Raw genomic sequence first — 18,579 nt, forward strand, 5'->3', positions numbered from 1 at the left:
CTCTGTCCTGCCGGACATCTCCCCCTCAGGTGGGGAGATCGGTAAAAGGCACGCTGACTGCTCCAATCGTAGCCGTCAGAGGGATGCACCGGCAAAACAGGCTGTCGTCCCCGCCGCAACGTTCAAGATGTCCGGTGAGCCCGCCCCCAGCCAATCTCCCCACCTGAGGGGGAGATGCCCGGCAGGGCAGAGGGGGGTGAGCGGCACCCTCCAACGCCACAATAAAAATACTTCCCAACCAAATCAACACCTTACCCGAAAGCCCGCNAAAAACATCAAAAAATCCTCCACACGTTTCTCCACCTCCCGCGAATCACCCGCACAATTGTCCCGTTCCGCCCTCGGATACACCGCAAGGCGTTGCGGCGAGGCGGGACCGGCGCTGGTGACAGGGAGGTTACGCATCCTCTCTGTCACTGGGGTCCGGCAGCAATCCCCCCGGCGGCAACGGGAGGAGGAGGACACCGGTTTCGGACCGGCCRGTGTCATTCTCCCGATGNCCGACCTGGCCGCRTCGTGAGGTGAAGACTGAACGTCTTCGCCATACCGATGCATCCGCCAGGAGCTTGGTCGCCGGGTGTACCGACAGCTCATCGTCCCCCAGGTCGAACGCGACCACGGGGATTGAAGCGAAAGTCAGGCGGTACACAGGAACACGCTGCATCTGCCCCGCACTGTTGCGAAACAGCGCGGACGGATCGCAAGAGACTGCCGCATCCACCACGGACGYGGCAGCCCTTGCGRAMAACGGATCGATCCTTCCGCCCCTKGATWAYMGGCGCGGGAGCAAATCGAAGGCAGGTGCAGCCGAACTGGCAGGGCGRTCATCCAGCAATGGAGTTCGCCACCCGGATGGGAAGGGTCGGACCTTGRMYWTGTCCGACCGGTTCTCCGGCAAGGTTTCSCCTTTGCCATCCGGKTTCTGCCAGCCGTGGCAAGWGGATTGCTGTTTGGCCNAAAGAGCCGAACGGGGCGCTGAAAGGTGCCATTYTNTAMACKACCMAACGAGGCAGCTTGCAGCGNCCCGTCCGAAATACCATGGCCGCAAATGGTTRTGGGMMCWGAGAACAGATCAAGCCACGGGCAGGYGCTGCCGCGTGAACGGCGAAGCRTGCGTGTGTGGTGGCCGGGGTTTTTGACAGGATTGGATTTGGTGGCGGAGTGTATGTTTGCGTTTGCGGGTGTGGCTCACCCCCTTCTGCCCTGCCGGGCATCTCCCTCACAGGTGGGGAGATTGGCTGGGCGCTGGCTCGCCGGTTCGACCGCATCTTCAGCGCCAGCCCCTCCCGAAACTGATGAGAGGGGCTAGAGGTTGCCGCGAGTCGATCTNCCCACCTGTGGGGGAGATGCCCGGCAGGGCAGAGGGGGCGAGCTTGCTCCTGCACTAACGTCCTCTCGCCACTCCCCCGTAAACATCAACTGCGCACCGAGAGAACAGCGCTCACCAAACACTGGTAATTCCCCATCATTTCCGCCATATAGAGGCAACTGCGCAGCCACCCTGCGCGATCACCCCCAACAGGTTCAGGATCATGTCTGATACGGTCGAATTTGCGAAGATGAATGGGCTTGGTAACAAGATCCTTGTTGTCGATATGCGCGGCCGCAAGGATATGGTCACACCGCAGGCGGCGATTGCGCTGAACGCCCATGCTGAAACCGCCTTTGACCAGATCATGGCCATCCACGATCCGCGTGCGCAANGAACGGACGCCTATATCGATATCCTCAATTGCGATGGCACCAAGGCGCAAGCCTGTGGCAATGGCACCCGTTGCGTCGTGCAGGCACTGGCGTCGGAGACCGGCAAGAAGACCTTCACCTTCCAGACCGTTGCGGGCATTTTGAACGCCAGCGAACACGAAGACGGTATGATTTCCGTCGATATGGGCATGNCCCGCTTTCGCTGGGACGATATACCGCTGGCCGAGGAATTCCACGATACCAGCCGCATCGAGCTTCAGATCGGGCCGATCGACAACCCCGTTCTGCATTCGCCAGCGGTCATGTCGATGGGCAATCCGCATGCGGTCTTCTGGGTGAAAAGCGATCCCATGACGTTCGATCTCGAGCGCTTTGGTCCGTTGCTCGAAAACCATCCGATGNTTCCGGNAAAAGCCAATATCACGCTGGCGCAGGTCATCTCCGACACAGCCTTGCGCACCCGCACCTTCGAGCGCGGCGCGGGCCTGACGCTGGCCTGCGGCTCTGCCGCCTGCGCCGCTGCCGTTTCCGCCGCCCGCACCGGGCGCACGGGCCGCACCGTCGAGATCGATGTCGCCTCCAGCCCCGTTCGCATTCCGCTGACCATCGAATGGCGCGAAGACAACCACGTCGTCATGACCGGTCCCGCCGAGTGGGAATGGGCTGGCAGAGTCGATCCCGTCAACGGCACCTGGGCGCGCGATACGGCGCAGGAAAAGGCGGCCTTATGAGCGGCGTCGAGGTCATAACCTTCGGCTGCCGCCTCAACACCTACGAATCGGAAGTGATGCGGGCGCAGGCTGAAAAGGCAGGGCTGAACAATGCCGTGCTGGTCAACACCTGCGCAGTCACCGGCGAGGCCGTGCGTCAGGCCCGTGCCGCCATCCGCCGCGCCCGCCGGGNAAATCCGCATGCCCGCATCATCGTCACCGGCTGCGCCGCACAGACGGAAAAGCAGACCTTCGCCGAAATGCCGGAAGTGGACGCCGTGCTGGGCAATGAGGAAAAGCTGACAAGCGCTTCCTACCGCGCTTTGCCGGATTTCGGTGTTTCTGCCGAAGAAAAGCTGCGCGTCAACGATATCATGAGCATCAAGGCCACCGCGCCGCAGATGATCAAGCATATCGATGGGCATGTGCGCGCCTTCATTCAGGTGCAGAACGGCTGCGACCATCGCTGCACCTTCTGCATCATTCCCTATGGTCGCGGCAATTCGCGCTCGGTTCCCATGGGTGCCGTGGTCGAACAGGCCCGCAAGCTGACAGAAAACGGCTATTGCGAAATCGTGCTGACCGGCGTGGATGCAACAAGCTATGGCGCGGACCTGCCCGGTGAGCCATCACTTGGATATCTGGCCAGGACGCTGCTGAAGCAGGTGCCGGAGATTTTGCGGCTACGCCTCTCCTCCATCGACAGCATCGAGGCCGACAAGCATCTCATGGACCTGATTGCGGACGAGCCACGCTTCATGCCGCATCTGCATCTGTCACTCCAGCATGGCGATGACATGATCCTGAAACGGATGAAGCGCCGCCACATGCGCGCAGATGCCATCGCCTTCTGTCATCAGGTCAGGTCGTTGAGGCCCGAAATCGCATTCGGCGCGGACATGATCGCCGGTTTCCCGACCGAAACCGAAGAGATGTTCGAAAATGCCGCAACGCTTGCGGAAGAATGCGGCATTTCCAGCCTGCACGTCTTTCCCTACAGCCCACGCCCCGGCACGCCTGCAGCACGCATGCCGCAACTGGACCGAGGCCTGATCAAACAGCGTGCGGCCCGGCTTCGTGAACGTGGTAATATCTTGAGCCATGCGCATCTCGACCGGATGGTCGGCACCGAGCAGACCATTCTCGTCGAGAACAGAGGCTTTGCGCATACCAAAAATTTCACACTCGTTGCCGCCCCCGATCTTGCCGCCCGCACACTTGCGCAGGTGCGGATTACCGGTCACAACGGGAAACACTTAGATATGCAATGTCTGGCTGCGCAGGTCGCCTGACGGAACGATACGGAACGATCATGGCCCTCGGCTTCATCAAAAAAGTCTTCTCCTTCGGCAAGGACAAGACCGAGACAGACAAGCCGGACAGCGATGCCGCGATTGAAAAGGGCAACGAAAATGCCTCTTTCGAAGAGGTACTGATCGAAGCGGAAGCTCATGCGCCTGTAACCGACGATCCGGTTTCAGACCTTGAGATGGAAACCGCAGGCGGCCCTGCCCCGGACGCAACCATTGCTGATGAAGAACCAGAAGACGACAAGCCGCTTTTGCCGGGTCCTGAGCAGGCTGGCGATATGGGCATCGTGCCACTTTCACTGCTTCAGGCGGAAGCCGAAGCGGACGAGCTACCCGCAACGGACGTGAATGATCCAGACGCGCCACTCGACACACTGGCCATGGACGCCTTGCTGGATGAGGCAGAGGCCGTCACCGCGTCGGAGACGACCGAAACACCGGTTACACCATCCGTTCTGCCAAAAGGCTTTTCCTTGCCAAGCGAGCGCGTGGTGCTGGTCGAAGCTGAACCGGAGCAGAAACTCTCCTGGTTCCAGCGCCTGCGAGCAGGCCTGTCGCGCACCTCCATGCAGCTCACCAGCCAGATTTCCGCGCTCTTCACCAAGCGCAAGCTGGACGAAGACACGCTGGACGAGTTGGAGGATCTGCTGATCCAGTCCGATCTCGGTCTGGAAACCGCCATGCGAATTACTGGCGCGCTGTCATCGGAACGTTACGGCAAGGATGTCAGCGGCGAAGACGTTGCGCGCATCATGGCTGGCGAAATCACCAAGGTTCTGGCACCCGTCGCCAAACCGCTGGAGCTTGATCTGTCGCACAAGCCGCATGTCATTCTCGTCGTCGGCGTCAATGGCACCGGCAAGACGACCACCATCGGCAAGCTCGCCGCCAAGCTTTCCGGCTCGGGCCTCAAGGTAATGCTGGCCGCAGGCGATACGTTCCGCGCCGCAGCTATCGAGCAGTTGAAGATTTGGGCAGACCGCACCGGATCGGAATTCATCGGCACCAAGCTGGGTGCGGATGCGGCGGGTCTCGCCTATGATGCGTTTGAGCAGGCGCGGACCNAAAAATGCGACGTTCTCATCATCGATACTGCCGGTCGCTTGCAGAACAAGACCGAGCTGATGGACGAACTTGAGAAGATCGTGCGCGTGCTTGGCAAGCTCGACCCCGATGCACCGCACACGGTGTTGCAGACCTTGGACGCGACGACGGGCCAGAACGCTCTCAACCAGGTGGAAATTTTCCGCAATGTTGCAGGCGTGTCCGGCCTGATTATGACNAAATTGGATGGCACGGCCCGCGGCGGTATCCTCGTTGCCATCGCTGCCAAACACAAATTGCCGGTGTATTTCATCGGCGTCGGCGAAGGCGTTGACGATCTGGAGCCATTCGAGGCGGAAGATTTCGCCAAAGCGATTGCGGGAGTATGAGTATGGACGTGGAAAGCAATCAGCGCGAAAGCGAAAAAATGGTCCGCGAGATCAGCCCGCTGCTGAAATTCGTGCTGGAGCTTGGACCGCTGGTCGTGTTCTTCTTCGCCAATTCCCGCGGTGAATGGCTAGCAAACACATTTCCTGTGCTGACGGAATTCGGTGGCCCAATCTTCATTGCCACCGGTCTGTTCATGATTGCCACCGCTCTCGCGCTGACCGTATCATGGATTCTTACCCGTACCTTGCCGATGATGCCGCTGATCTCGGGCATCGTCGTCCTCGTCTTCGGTGCACTGACGCTCTACCTGCNAAACGATACCTTCATCAAGATGAAGCCGACCATCGTCAATGCGCTGTTCGGCGTCATCCTTCTGGGCGGGCTGCTGTTCGGCCATTCGTTGCTGGGCTACGTCTTCAACTCCGCTTTCAAGCTGAACGAAGAAGGCTGGCGCAAGCTGACATTTCGCTGGGGCTTCTTCTTCCTGTTCCTGGCGGTCCTCAACGAAGTTGTCTGGCGCGGATTTTCCACCGACACATGGGTCGCCTTCAAGGTCTGGGGCACGATGCCCATCACCATTCTCTTCACCATGGCGCAGATGCCGCTTATCATGCGCCATTCGGTTGAGCCGTTGACGAAAGAGAAAAAATGACCCCTGCGCAGATGCCCGGCTCCCGCCCCTCCTCCCATATCTGGTTTGGCGTGGCCGCAGGAATTTTGCTGTTGCAGATCGTCATTTTGTATTTCATGGGCCGCGTTCCCATCTGCGAATGCGGTTATGTGAAACTGTTCGAGCCGGGCGTGAACACGCCGGGCAACTCGCAGCATCTGGCAGATTGGTACACACCATCGCACATCATCCACGGCTTCCTGTTTTACGGACTGGCATGGCTGCTGTTTCGCAATCGTTCGATCGGTTTCCGTCTTTCCATCGCCGTCCTCATCGAGGCCGCCTGGGAACTTCTTGAAAACTCGCCCATCATCATCGACCGCTATCGCACCGCCACCATGGCGTTAGGCTACAGCGGTGACAGCATTCTGAATTCGGCGATGGACACGGTGTTCATGGTTACAGGATTCTTTTTCGCCGCCCGCGTGCCGATATGGCTGACCGTCGTGGTCGCCATTGTCTTCGAGATTTTTACCGGCTGGCTCATCCGCGATAATCTGACCTTGAATGTCCTAATGCTGGTAGCACCCATCGACGCCATCAAGGAATGGCAGAACGCGCTTCCGACACCTTAACTCAATCGGCGGCGGCGGCNTTTTCGATGGCGGGAATCATCTCCCGCTCATAGGTCGCGACATCGATAGGACCGACCTTCTTGTAGATGATAGTACCGTCTCTATCCACCAGATAGGTCTCNGGGATACCATAGACACCCCAGTCGATGGCCGCTTTACCGTTGGGATCGATGCCGATAGCGGCATAGGGATTTCCGAGTTCGCCCAGAAACCGCAAGGCATTGTCGGATTTATCCTTGTAGTTGATGCCGACAATGTTCAGCCGCTCATCCTTGGCCAGTTCCTTCAACATCGGATGTTCCTGCCGACACGGCACACACCAAGACGCAAAGACATTGACGAGGGTCAGCTTGCCCTTGATGGCCTCATCATTAAGAGCTGGAACATTGGCACCCTCCAGGGGCGGCAAAGACAAGGACGGGGCCTTGGTGTTGATCAACGCCGACGGAATGGCACTGACATCAAGGCCATTGACGTCCTGCTCATACAGCATTTTCGCGGCAATGGCGGCAAAGCCAGCAAAGGCCAGCAGCGGCAAAAGCGCCAGAACATAGCGCGCCTTCTTGCCCGAGGGTACGGGACCACGTTCCGTGTCTTTCATCATGGTGTCGGTTGCTCCACGGAGCCAGTGCGGCCCCGGCGGCGAATGCCGGAGGCTTCCAGCTCAGCCATTTCACGCTGGCGCGCGCGCCCGTCCATCATGATCCAGCCAATCAAAATGGCAACGATCAGCCCGGTCAGACCGTAGGACATGCCGATATAAAATGCGTGGCTCATGACTTGGCACTCTCCCGACTTGCCCGGCGCGCAGCCAGTCGGCGCTGGACGGCTATGCGTCTGCGCCAGATTTCGTTGCGCATGGCGGCGATGTGCAGGGTAAAGAACAGCAGCGTGAAGCCAATGGCCATGGTCAGCAGCGGCCATAGAAATTCAGAGGCTATCGCAGGTCCACCAAGACGCAGAACGCTGGCTGGCTGGTGCAACGTATTCCACCACTCCACGGAAAACTTGATGATCGGGATGTTGACGAAACCGACGAGGATGAGCACTGCACTGACGCGGGCCGCCTTGGATGGATCGTCCATCGCCTTGTTGAAGGCGATAAGGCCGAGATACATCAGAAACAGGATGAAGACGGACGTCAGCCGCGCATCCCAGACCCACCACGTGCCCCACATGGGCTTGCCCCATAGGGAACCGGTGATAAGTGCAATCAGCGTGAAGGCAGCACCAATCGGCGTTGCGGATTTATGCGCGACATCTGCCAGCGGATGCCGCCAGACCAGCGTGCCAATCGCCGCCACTGCCATGACGGTATAACACATCATCGAAAGCCAGGCGGCTGGCACATGCACATACATGATGCGCACGGTATTGCCCTGCTGATAATCACTATCGGTGGTGAAGGCCATATAGAGGCCTGCGGCAAGACAGAGCGCCGAAAGCGCGGCCAGCCATGGCAAAATGCGAGAGGCCAATGCCAGGAACCGCGTCGGGTTGGCAAGGTCGCTGAACTTGGTAATCGCAAGGCTCTTGTCGCTCATGGCGTCTTTCTACAGTGAGACCGGGGTTGCGGCAATTGATCCTTATCAATCCATGGAACTGCGCAATGCCAAAGCTGCGAAGAATGGACCGATGACCGATGAAAAAAGTGTGATGCCGATAAGGATCAGGAAGGGCGGCATGAAAGGTGCCGGATCCTGAACCGCAGCATAGGAGGCGCTGACCCCAAAGATCAGCACTGGAATGCAGAGCGGCAACACGAGAATGGACACCAGCAACCCACCGCGCGGAAGGGCTACCGCAACGGCAGCACCCACTGCCCCTATAAATGTTAGCGCCGGTGAGCCGACAAGCAAAGTCAGCATAACGGCACCGATGGCCACTTCACTCATATTCATGAACAGTCCAAGCAGAGGAGAGGCAATGACCAACGGCAGGCTGGTTGCCGTCCAATGCGCGAGGCATTTGACCAGAACGGTCNAAACGAGTGGANTTTCCTGCATGAGGATGAGATCAAGCGAACCATCGTCACGTTCCGCTTGAAACAGACGGTCGAGGCCAAGAAGTGCTGCGAGTAATGCTCCAATCCACACAATGGCTGGGCCGATGCGCGACAGAAGATTGAGGTCAGGGCCGACACCGAAGGGAATGACGGCGACGACGGTCATGAAGAAAAGAACGCCGATGAGCGCGCCGCCGCCAGCGCGGATGGAGAGTTTAAGGTCTCGGAGGAAGAGGGCGATCATGGGATGGTTTTCCCAAATGAGGATAGACCGCACCCAGTGGATAATGGATGGGTTCGATGGGTGTCGCTACCCCCCTCTGCCCTGCCGGGCATCTCCCCCACAGGTGGTGAGATCGACTCGCGGCGACCTTTCGGCCATCTCTTACGTCGAGAGTGACGTGGTGTCAGAGCGCCCAGCCGATCTCCCTCCTTGTNGGGGAGATGCCCGGCAGTGAAGAAGGGGGTAGCGGCAAACTCGACATTCATCACCACACCTCCTCCCCCACCCCAGCAAACCCCGTCATCCGCAATTCCTGCGCATTCTCCAACCCGAGCNGCTGATGGGTCGCAGCAATCACGATGCCGCCATTCGCCAAATGCCCTTCCACCAACGCCGTAAACATTGAATCTGCGCTCGCATCCAAAGCGGCAGTTGGTTCGTCCAATATCCATACCGGCCGCCATGCAACCAGCAGCTTGGCCATCGCGAATCGGCGTTGTTGACCTGCCGAGAGATAGCCGAATGGCAGATGAGTGATGCCGGACAAACCGACAATTTCTGCGGCCTTCTCGATGCCAACCGACGTGCCGCCACTGAAATCGCCCAGAAACGCCTTCCAGAAGTCGAGGNTTTCGNAAACGCTCAGTTCCTGCTTCATTGCATTTCGGTGGCCGAGATAATGGCTGGCTTCATGGGCGCGGGTGTCACTTTCGATCCCTTCGCCGGCTATCTTTACGGTCCCCGTTTCCGGCTGCAAAAGCCCTGCAATAACGCGTAAAAGCGTAGACTTTCCCGATCCATTCGGCCCCGTCAACATCAGAGCCTCACCACTCGTTAACTTGAAGGAAACATTCATGAATATCAAATCTTCGCCGCGACGGGCGGCAAGATTTTCTGCTGTCAGCAGCATGGCGTCATCTCGTTTAAGATTTTAATCATCTCGATGGCNAAAAAATCGATTAAGTTGTTTTCCGGTCTGGCACGTTTCTGAGAAATTATCTATATGGGTGTCAACCACGCCAGCGGTCGGCGTGATCATCATACGGCGCCGGACCTGACGTTGCGAAAGCAGCTTCTCGTGCGGACAGCGGAAATGACCGTACCCGCATCCTGATGTGCACCTGTGCACAGGGGTCCGCACGCGCGTGTTGGCTATCAGAGGAAGCGGGGTTTCTATCCGTGGCTAAATCTCTAGACAGTTTCAATTGTCGCTCCATTCTTACCGTTGACGGTAAGGATTATGTTTATTTCAGTTTGCCGAAGGCAGAAGCGAACGGCCTGACAGGCGTTTCCAAGCTTCCCTATTCGATGAAGGTTCTGCTTGAGAACCTGCTGCGTTTCGAAGACGGCCAGACCGTTACCAAGGAACACATCACGGCCGTTGCCGATTGGCTGAACAACAAGGGCTTGGTCGAAAACGAAATCGCCTACCGCCCTGCCCGCGTGCTGATGCAGGACTTTACCGGCGTTCCAGCCGTTGTCGACCTTGCCGCCATGCGCGATGCGATGGTGGCATTGGGTGGCGATCCTGAAAAGATCAACCCGCTGGTTCCCGTCGATCTCGTCATCGACCACTCCGTTATCGTTGATGAATTCGGCACGCCAACCGCGTTTGCCCGCAACGTGGAACTGGAATACGAGCGCAACGGCGAGCGTTACCGCTTCCTGAAGTGGGGCCAGCAGGCGTTCAAGAACTTCCGCGTCGTTCCGCCCGGCACAGGCATCTGTCATCAGGTGAACCTCGAATATCTCGGCCAGACCGTCTGGACCAAGGAAGAAGACGGCCAAACCATCGCTTACCCCGACACCTGCGTCGGCACCGACAGCCACACGACCATGATCAATGGCCTGGGCGTTCTGGGCTGGGGCGTTGGTGGTATCGAAGCCGAAGCGGCCATGCTTGGCCAGCCGGTGTCCATGCTTCTGCCTGAAGTCATCGGCTTCAAGCTGACGGGCAAGGTCAAGGAAGGCGTCACCGCCACCGACCTCGTTTTGACCGTGGTGCAGATGCTGCGCAAGAAGGGCGTTGTTTCCAAATTCGTCGAATTCTTCGGCCCCGGCCTTGATTCGATGACGCTGGCAGACCGTGCCACCATTGGCAACATGGGCCCGGAATATGGGGCGACCTGCGGTTTCTTCCCGGTTGACGGCGAAACCATCAACTACCTCACCATGTCTGGCCGCACCAAGGACCGCATCGCGCTGGTGGAAGCCTATTCGAAGGCGCAGGACATGTGGCGCACCGGCGACGGTGCCGAACTCGTCTTCANCGACACGCTGGAACTCGACCTCGGCGAAGTCGTGCCATCCATGGCTGGTCCGAAGCGTCCGGAAGGCCGCATTTCGCTGGAAGGCATCGCCTCCGGTTTTGCGACGTCCCTCGAAACCGAATACAAGAAGCCCGGCCAGCTCAACACCCGTTATGCGGTTGAAGGCGAAGAGTTTGATCTGGGCCATGGCGACGTTGCCATTGCCGCCATCACATCCTGCACTAACACGTCCAACCCTTCCGTTCTGATTGCAGCCGGTCTTCTGGCCCGCAACGCAGTGGCCAAGGGTCTGACATCCAAGCCTTGGGTCAAGACGTCGCTCGCACCGGGATCTCAGGTTGTTGGCGAATATCTGGNAAAGTCCGGTCTTCAGAAAGATCTGGATGCCATCGGCTTCAACCTCGTCGGCTTCGGCTGCACGACATGCATCGGCAACTCCGGCCCGCTGCCAGCACCGATCTCCAAGACCATCAACGACAAGGGTCTGATCACGGCTGGCGTTCTCTCCGGCAACCGTAACTTCGAAGGCCGTATCTCGCCGGACGTTCAGGCGAACTACCTCGCTTCCCCGCCGCTCGTCGTCGCTTACGCATTGGCTGGCACCGTTCAGAAAGACCTGACAACAGAGCCTCTGGGCGAAGACCAGGATGGCAACCCTGTCTACCTCAAGGACATCTGGCCGACATCTGCCGAAATTCAGGAATTTATCCTGAAGTACGTCACGCGCGAACTCTACGAGTCCAAATACGCCGACGTGTTCAAGGGTGATGAGAACTGGCAGGCCGTTCAGGTTCCTCCGGGCCAGACCTATGCCTGGGACGACAAGTCCACCTACGTTCAGAACCCGCCATACTTCGTGGGCATGGGCAAGACCGGCACCGGCCTGAAGAACATCAAGGGCGCACGCGTTCTCGGTCTCTTCGGCGACAAGATCACCACCGACCACATTTCTCCGGCCGGTTCGATCAAGGCTGCCTCTCCTGCCGGTGCTTATCTTACCGACAATGGCGTGGGCGTTGCCGACTTCAACCAGTACGGCACGCGCCGTGGCAACCACGAAGTGATGATGCGCGGCACGTTCGCCAACATCCGTATTCGCAACCACATGCTTGGTCCAAACGGTAAGGAAGGTGGCTACACCATCCACTATCCGTCCAAGGAAGAGATGTCGATTTACGATGCGGCCATGGCTTACAAGGCTGAGGGCGTTCCGCTCGTCATCTTCGCAGGCGTGGAATATGGCAATGGTTCTTCGCGTGACTGGGCTGCAAAGGGTACGAACCTTCTGGGCGTAAAAGCCGTCATCGCGCAGTCGTTCGAGCGTATTCACCGCTCCAACCTCGTTGGCATGGGCATCGTTCCATTTACCTTCGAAGACGGTACGACATGGGCCAGCCTCAACCTCAAGGGCGATGAGACCGTCGAGATCGATGGTCTCGAAGGCGATATCAAGCCACGCGAGAAGAAGATTGCCAAGATCACCTATGGCGACGGCACCGTGAAGGAAATTCCACTTCTTTGCCGCATCGATACGCTGGATGAAGTGATCTACATGAACAATGGTGGCATTCTGCAAACCGTTCTCCGCGATCTGGCTGCATAAGCGTCGCAACAGAATGAAAGAAAGCGCCGGGAGCAATCCCGGCGCTTTTGCGTGGAGCGATTGCGGAAATGTACCGATCTTTCGTGATCGGTCCTCACCCCATCGTGACTTTCTATTGAAGAGATATCAGCGCTATTTTCGCAGCGCATTCCGACGTGTATTGATAGCATCAATAGTCTGGGAAAGCGTCCAGACAAGGGTTTCGCAATGTCTCTGAAATATGGGTTTCTGACATTTGGTCTTTCACTGTGTTTCAGCGCGCTGACTGCCGTATCGGTTCAGGCGCAGGAACAACAGGTGAAGGGCGTTGTCGAGCTTTTTACATCGCAAGGCTGCGCATCCTGCCCGCCTGCAGACGAGGCGATGCGCAAGCTTATCCAGAGAGGCGACGTGATCGGCCTGTCCTATCACGTGGACTACTGGAATTATCTCGGCTGGGCGGATTCGCTGGCATCCAAGGAAAACACCGAGCGCCAGTATGGCTATGCACGGGCGCTGGGCCGTAACAACGTCTATACGCCGCAGGCCGTCGTCAACGGCCGCGATCACGTCAAAGGCGCCGATATGCAGGCGATCTATAACAGGCTGGACACCTTCAAGAGCGAAGGCGAAGGCCTGAGCGTGCCGGTGAAGGCGCAGCGTATCGAAGATGAGATTGCCATCGATATCGGGGCGGGCCAAGGCAAGGCGGAAGTCATTGTTGCCTATTTCACGCGCGAGCAGATCGTCGATGTCCAGAAGGGCGAAAACGAAGGAAAGAAGATTTCCTATTGGCACAGCGTTTATGACGTACAGACCGTTGGCATGTGGGATGGNAAATCAATGGTCGTGAAGTTGCCGGCAACGGTTATGAGCAAGGCCNAAAAACGGCGGCTGCGCGGTTCTGTTGCAGACCAAGGACGGTCAAGGCAATCCGGCCGCAATCATCGGCGCGAGCGTTCTTTCACCATCGGNAAACTAAAATAAGTCGCCTGTATAAGGTAGATCCGATCCGGGCATTGGGGGCTGGGGGTAAAGGGTCAATGCACCGGACCGGGTCATCTTGGTGCCTAGGCATCAATTGACGATAGCTGTATCCCACCCAAATCGGGCCATGATTTGACCGAAATAGGGCATTTGACGCCTGTTGGCCTGCCCAAATCATTACCATTATCAGTGCATTTTTGAAGCCGTGGCAAGACTTGCAATTTTGCCTGAGCGCCGTCAGACTGTCATTCCTGTGTCATATGCAGTTGAGCGAGGTTGCCTGATGACTGATCAGCCGGATTTGCAGCGTGCAGGTTCATCTCAAAAAGATAGCTCGTCCATCATCGATCTTCGGGAATACAAACAGAGCAAGGACGCCTTGCCGATAACCTTCCATCGCCGCGAGCTGGATGCGATCTTGCGCATTTATGGACGCATGGTGGGCGAAGGAGAATGGCGCGACTATGCCATCGACCACCTGAAGGACAGAGCTGNTTTTTCCGTCTTCAAGCGATCCGGTGAGATGCCGCTGTTTCGCATCGAGAAAAACCCGAAACTTGCCGCCAAACAGGGTGCGTTCAGCGTCGTCAATGTCGACGGTCGTATCTTGAAGCGTGGCCAGGATCTCCAACAAGTTCTGAAGGTCTTCGAAAAGGTTCTGAAACTGATAGAGTGAATGTTGCGCATACTGCGACAAACAAAAAAGGCGGCTCGGGAGCCGCCTTTCCATATTCTATCAATCAGACTTACTTGTCGCGATTTCCAAGAAACTGCAGCATGAACATGAATAGGTTGATGAAATMGAGGTAGAGCGTGAGCGCGCCCATGATGGCCTTACGGCCAGCTGTGGCAACGTCGTCACCGTCGAAATACATTTCCTTGATCTTCTGCGTATCATAGGCGGTCAGACCAGCGAAAATCAGTACGCCAATGGCGGAGATCGCAAAGCCCATGGCAGACGATTGCAGGAAGATGTTCACAACCGACGCGATGATGAGACCGAACAGACCCATGATCAGGAACGAGCCCATTCCGGACAGGTCCTTCTTGGTAGTGTAGCCGTAAAGCGATAGCGCGCCGAAGGAAGCAGCCGTGATGAAGAATGTCTGGACGATGCTTTGGCCGGTATAGACCAGGAAGATCGACGACAGGGAGAGACCCATCAGAGCGGCGTAACCCCAGAAGGTACCCTGTGCAGCCGGAACACTCATTTTCTGAATGCGGAAGCTGAGGAAGAATACCATGGCGAGTGGCGCGAGCATAACGACCCAGCGCAACGGCGAGCCGTATAGAGCAACACCGAGGCCGGTCAGCATCTTGCCGTTAGGAAGTGTAGCGGCAGCAGCCGAAGGATCGTTCGTGGTCGCCAGCATTATCGTTAGGAATGCGGCGACACCGGTGATCGCAAGACCTACAGCCATCAGGTTATAGACCTTCAGCATATAGGTGCGCAGACCTTCATCGATCATCGCACCAGACTGTGCACGACCCTGGGTCATACGATTCTGGTAATTGTTGAAGTCAGACATTGTACCCTCTTTTGAGCTCCGAATTGCTACGGTGTCGGCATATCGTCGTCTTTGGACCATATCCCAGGCGCCGCTGCGGAGCTACAGCAAGCCTACAGAAGAATATGATGATATCGCTTTATAGATACAAGAGCTTTCAGAGCCGAAAAAACACCGTATGCGTGAAAAGCGATAACGTTTTGGCGATCTCGAACCCCAATTAATCGTTAAGGTTAAGTAGCGCGCAACTTTTCGTATCACTCGCCCGCATGGCGCAGAACCGGTGCTGCCTTCTGCCCCAGAATTCGCCACGTCCCTATGAGGCCAATTCCGACCGTCATGACCANGGCAACGACAATCGTGCCTACGGCGACATCAGGCAGGAAGCTGGACGGCAACTTCATGATACGCGCAATGACGAACCATGCCGACACCCCGCCAGCAAGAAGCGCGAAGACGGCGGTTGCCAGTCCGAGTATCATGTACTCATAGGAAAACGCGCGGATCAGCATGGCGCGAGTGCCACCCAGCGTTTTCAAGATAACGGCATCATGGGTGCGGGCGCGGTTGCCAGCAGCAAGCGCTCCCGCCNAAACCAGTACCGAAGCAATCAGTGCAACGGCCGCAGCTGCGCGGATGGCTATGGCAAGCTGATCAACAAGGCGGTTGACCACATCCAGCGCGTCTTTCACCCGAACGCTGGTGATGGTGGGATAGGCATTGGTGACGGTGCGCAGGATTTCGCCTTCCTTGGCGGGCGTGGCTGAAGGGTCAGCAAGCGTCGCCAGCCATGAATGCGGTGCGCCTCTGAACGTATTGGGTGNAAACACCATGACGAAATTGAGTGACATGGATTCCCATTGAACATCGCGCAGATTTGCAATTTTCGCGGTGATGTTGCGCCCCAACACGTTGACAGTAACGCTGTCCCCGAGTTTCAGACCAAGTTCACCCGCCTCTTCCGCAGCAAAGGAAACGAGCGGTTCGCCGCTGTAATCCTTATCCCACCACGTACCATGAGACAGCTTGGCGTTTTCCGGCAAGTCCTGCGCGTAGGTGATGCCGCGATCTCCACGTAAAACCCAACGGCCCGCAGGCGGCACCTCAATCTTGGTGACGTCCTGCCCGTTCAGCGCAAGAATGCGCCCGCGCAACATCGGCACTTCGGTCAATACACCCTCGGGTGCTTCGCGTTGAACGAGACTGCGAAAACCATCGCGATCCGTTCCCTGGATATCGACGAAGAAGAAGTTCGGCGCCCGCTCCGGCAGGCTTCCGGTCAACTCACGACGGAGATTTCCATCGATCAGGGTGAGCGTCACCAGCAACGTCAGACCGAGGCCAAGCGACAGGACGACCGATGGCGTCAGCGCGCCGGGGCGGTGAATATTGCCGATGGCGAGACGCAAGGCAGCGGAATGAACACGCGGACTTTTCTTGGCAATTGNCTTGATGCCCCATGCTACCAGTCGTAGCACCACGAAGGCAAAGGCAACGGCTGCCAGAAACACCGAGGCGATATAGCGCTGCTCTGCCGAAAAGATTGCCAGTGCGGCGAGAGAGGCGAGAAGAAGTGCTGTCGCGACAAGGTAAGGCCACGACGGCAACCTGTTGTCCTCGAAACCCTGCTCGCGGAAGAGTGCCGTTGCGGGCACCTCTCGCGCCTGCCCCAGCGGCAGAATCGCAAAGGCCAGCGTGGTCAGCAGACCGAAGACGGCAGCTGTGGACAAGGCACCGGGATAAATCGCCAGTTCATCGGGAACGGGGAGAACACCCTCCAGAAAGCGCATGGCGACCAGAGGTGTGATGGCCCCGAGCGCCAGCCCGATGGCAACGCCGATAACGGCGATGAAGGCGATCTGGNAAAGGTAGGTCATGGTCACGACGCTTGCAGGTGCGCCAAGGCATTTCAGCGAAGCAATTGTCGTGCGTTTCGAATCGAGAAAGGCACGGACGGCATTGGCAACACCCACGCCACCGACGATCAGAGCAGTCAGGCCAACCAGCGTCAGGAATTGCGAAAACCGATTGACGTTTTCCGTCAGCGATGGTGCTGCACGATCACTGGTGCGAATGGACCAGCCTGCGCTCGGGAACGCGGTGTTGGTGTCTTCCGTTATAGTTGCGCGTTTCGAGGTGTCGGTCAGGCGGANTTTGTAGGCATGCTCCACGAGGCTACCTGCCTGTATCAGACCGGATGCCGCCAACGCGTCGCGGCTGACAATAAGACGCGGAGCAAAACCAAATCCGTCCGACAGCGCATCGGGCTCGGTAACCACCGTTCCAGACAGTTTGAGACGGACATTGCCCAGCAACAACTCGTCACCAATCTTGATGCCCAGCCGCTCCAGCAGCAGGGGAGCGGCGACCGCACCGTAAGCATCGCCCTGCTTTGCCAGCAATTGCGGCAGCGGCGTTGCCGGCTCAGCGTCGAACGTACCATAGAGCGGATAGGCGTTATCGACCGCCTTGACTTCGGCCAGTGTCTGTTGCGAACCATCGGCCAGCCGCGCCATGGAGCGGACCCCACTCGACACGGCGACTTGGCCGAGGCTGTCCATATAGCCGCGCTCTTCGGCCGTTGCCTCGCGGTTGCGCAACTCGAAGCGCACATCGCCCGCCAGAAGGGATTGACCTTGGGTGGCAATGGAACTGGTGATGGCGCGCGACACGGAATTCACAGCCGCAATGGCACCGGTACCGAGCGCGATACAGGCAAGAAAAATGTAAAAGCCGCTGAAGCCGCCACGAATTTCACGCCTGGCAAGCCGCAGCGCATTGCGAATATTGAACAGAGACGGGATGAAACGCGTCATGCGGAAACCGCCTGCGCGACGGCAGACGTCGCGCTATCGCCCTCGATCTGACCGGACCGCACCTTGATCTGGCGGGAGCATCGGTCTGCCAATGAGATATCATGGGTGACAAGAATCATGGTCATGCCGCGCTCGGCCTGCTTGGNAAACAGGAGATCCGCAATCTGCTTGCCGGTATCCGTATCCAGATTTCCGGTGGGCTCATCGGCGATCAGTACAGCAGGTGACGGCGCAAGTGCGCGGGCAATCGCCACGCGCTGCTGCTCGCCACCCGAAAGCTGGCCCGGATAATGGTTGAGCCTTTCCCCAAGCCCAACGGCCATCAGCTCTTTTTTGGCGATCTCGAAAGGATTGGCGGCATTTGCCAGTTCCAATGGGACCGCAACATTCTCCAGCGCCGTCATATTGGCAATCAGATGAAACGACTGAAACACGATGCCGATATTCTTGCCGCGAAATTCCGCCAGTGCGTCTTCGCCGAGCTTATGAAGCTGCGTTCCCGCAATCGTGATCTCACCCGTATCCAGCCGCTCCAGCCCGGCAAGAACCATCAGCAGCGTCGACTTGCCGGAGCCAGAAGGTCCAACGATGCCAACCGCTTCGCCCTCGTTGATGCTGAGATCGATGCTTTTCAGAACGTGAACGGAAGCAGCAGAATTTCCCAGGGTGAGATCAGCCTTATTCAGCTCAATGATGCTTTTCGTCACAATTCGCGTTCCTATATCTATGGGGAATGGCAATCTTTGGAAGATTCAAAACTCTCGCACTGCCAGACAATTAGGAAG

15 protein-coding genes and 1 pseudogene are annotated in these 18,579 nt (G+C 57.7%); 8 read left to right on the plus strand and 8 right to left on the minus strand.

What is annotated here, in order from left to right:
- The first annotated feature begins 1,532 nt into the window (after positions 1-1,532).
- The 5 genes from dapF (at position 1,533) to CUC55_RS11450 (ending at position 6,403) form a co-directional block, all read left to right on the plus strand.
- Positions 1,533-2,435 (plus strand): diaminopimelate epimerase, encoded by a 903-nt coding sequence (gene dapF, locus CUC55_RS11430; protein WP_103087903.1) that lies wholly within the window; start codon positions 1,533-1,535, stop codon positions 2,433-2,435.
- Positions 2,432-3,706 (plus strand): tRNA (N(6)-L-threonylcarbamoyladenosine(37)-C(2))-methylthiotransferase MtaB, encoded by a 1,275-nt coding sequence (gene mtaB / locus CUC55_RS11435; RefSeq protein ID WP_103087904.1) that lies wholly within the window; start codon positions 2,432-2,434, stop codon positions 3,704-3,706. The genes dapF and mtaB overlap by 4 nt, the downstream gene beginning before the upstream one ends.
- A gap of 20 nt (positions 3,707-3,726) precedes the next feature.
- Positions 3,727-5,157, plus strand: a complete 1,431-nt coding sequence (gene ftsY / locus CUC55_RS11440) for a signal recognition particle-docking protein FtsY (protein WP_103088002.1) — start codon at positions 3,727-3,729, stop codon at positions 5,155-5,157.
- A 2-nt stretch (positions 5,158-5,159) separates the two neighbouring features.
- Positions 5,160-5,810 (plus strand): septation protein A, encoded by a 651-nt coding sequence (locus tag CUC55_RS11445; RefSeq protein WP_103087905.1) that lies wholly within the window; start codon positions 5,160-5,162, stop codon positions 5,808-5,810.
- The gene (locus CUC55_RS11450; RefSeq protein ID WP_067645957.1) at positions 5,807-6,403 is read left to right on the plus strand and encodes a DUF2585 domain-containing protein; all 597 of its coding nucleotides are present in this window, start codon (positions 5,807-5,809) and stop codon (positions 6,401-6,403) included. Before CUC55_RS11445 ends, CUC55_RS11450 begins: the two co-directional genes overlap by 4 nt.
- A gap of 1 nt (position 6,404) precedes the next feature.
- On the opposite strand, the gene CUC55_RS11455 is transcribed toward CUC55_RS11450, so the two are convergent.
- The 5 genes from CUC55_RS11455 to ccmA all read right to left on the minus strand — a co-directional run bounded on the left by CUC55_RS11455 (position 6,405) and on the right by ccmA (position 9,541).
- Positions 6,405-7,004: a DsbE family thiol:disulfide interchange protein gene (locus CUC55_RS11455; RefSeq protein ID WP_210200678.1), complete on the minus strand. Its 600-nt coding sequence runs from the start codon at positions 7,002-7,004 to the stop codon at positions 6,405-6,407.
- Complete coding sequence (gene ccmD, locus CUC55_RS11460; RefSeq protein WP_067645961.1) at positions 7,004-7,180, minus strand: heme exporter protein CcmD; 177 nt, start codon at positions 7,178-7,180, stop codon at positions 7,004-7,006. The genes CUC55_RS11455 and ccmD overlap by 1 nt, the downstream gene beginning before the upstream one ends.
- Complete coding sequence (locus CUC55_RS11465; protein WP_067645963.1) at positions 7,177-7,947, minus strand: heme ABC transporter permease; 771 nt, start codon at positions 7,945-7,947, stop codon at positions 7,177-7,179. Before CUC55_RS11465 ends, ccmD begins: the two co-directional genes overlap by 4 nt.
- Before the next feature lie 45 nt (positions 7,948-7,992).
- Positions 7,993-8,652, minus strand: coding sequence for a heme exporter protein CcmB (ccmB, locus tag CUC55_RS11470; RefSeq protein WP_103087907.1), 660 nt, complete (start codon positions 8,650-8,652; stop codon positions 7,993-7,995).
- A gap of 244 nt (positions 8,653-8,896) precedes the next feature.
- Positions 8,897-9,541, minus strand: a complete 645-nt coding sequence (gene ccmA, locus CUC55_RS11480) for a heme ABC exporter ATP-binding protein CcmA (RefSeq protein WP_103087908.1) — start codon at positions 9,539-9,541, stop codon at positions 8,897-8,899.
- Between the two features lie 269 nt (positions 9,542-9,810).
- On the opposite strand from ccmA, the gene acnA reads away from it, so the two are divergent.
- The 3 genes and pseudogenes from acnA (at position 9,811) to CUC55_RS11495 (ending at position 14,146) form a co-directional block, all read left to right on the plus strand.
- Positions 9,811-12,504, plus strand: coding sequence for an aconitate hydratase AcnA (gene acnA, locus CUC55_RS11485; protein ID WP_103087909.1), 2,694 nt, complete (start codon positions 9,811-9,813; stop codon positions 12,502-12,504).
- A 207-nt stretch (positions 12,505-12,711) separates the two neighbouring features.
- Positions 12,712-13,465, plus strand: a pseudogene (locus tag CUC55_RS11490) (DUF1223 domain-containing protein).
- Positions 13,466-13,753: 288 nt separating this feature from the next.
- A complete protein-coding gene (locus CUC55_RS11495; RefSeq protein WP_103087910.1) occupies positions 13,754-14,146 on the plus strand; it encodes a DUF2794 domain-containing protein in 393 nt (130 codons plus the stop codon).
- Positions 14,147-14,216: 70 nt separating this feature from the next.
- On the opposite strand, the gene CUC55_RS11500 is transcribed toward CUC55_RS11495, so the two are convergent.
- The 3 genes from CUC55_RS11500 to CUC55_RS11510 all read right to left on the minus strand — a co-directional run bounded on the left by CUC55_RS11500 (position 14,217) and on the right by CUC55_RS11510 (position 18,501).
- Positions 14,217-14,999, minus strand: a complete 783-nt coding sequence (locus tag CUC55_RS11500; protein WP_103087911.1) for a Bax inhibitor-1/YccA family protein — start codon at positions 14,997-14,999, stop codon at positions 14,217-14,219.
- Positions 15,000-15,235: 236 nt separating this feature from the next.
- Positions 15,236-17,794, minus strand: coding sequence for an ABC transporter permease (locus tag CUC55_RS11505; RefSeq protein ID WP_103087912.1), 2,559 nt, complete (start codon positions 17,792-17,794; stop codon positions 15,236-15,238).
- Complete coding sequence (locus tag CUC55_RS11510; protein ID WP_103087913.1) at positions 17,791-18,501, minus strand: ABC transporter ATP-binding protein; 711 nt, start codon at positions 18,499-18,501, stop codon at positions 17,791-17,793. Before CUC55_RS11510 ends, CUC55_RS11505 begins: the two co-directional genes overlap by 4 nt.
- Between the last annotated feature and the right edge of the window lie 78 nt (positions 18,502-18,579).

Origin of the sequence: Agrobacterium bohemicum (assembly GCF_002896715.1) — a bacterium.
In the GTDB taxonomy this organism is placed as follows: Bacteria; Pseudomonadota; Alphaproteobacteria; order Rhizobiales; family Rhizobiaceae; genus Agrobacterium; species Agrobacterium bohemicum.

What these genes read in the sequence shown, in the direction of transcription:
- CUC55_RS11450 (WP_067645957.1), top strand. Translation starts at nt 5,807, where the DNA reads ATGACCCCTGCGCAGATGCCCGGCTCCCGCCCCTCCTCCCATATCTGG.
- ccmD (WP_067645961.1), bottom strand. Translation starts at nt 7,180, where the DNA reads ATGAGCCACGCATTTTATATCGGCATGTCCTACGGTCTGACCGGGCTG.
- CUC55_RS11465 (WP_067645963.1), bottom strand. Translation starts at nt 7,947, where the DNA reads ATGAGCGACAAGAGCCTTGCGATTACCAAGTTCAGCGACCTTGCCAAC.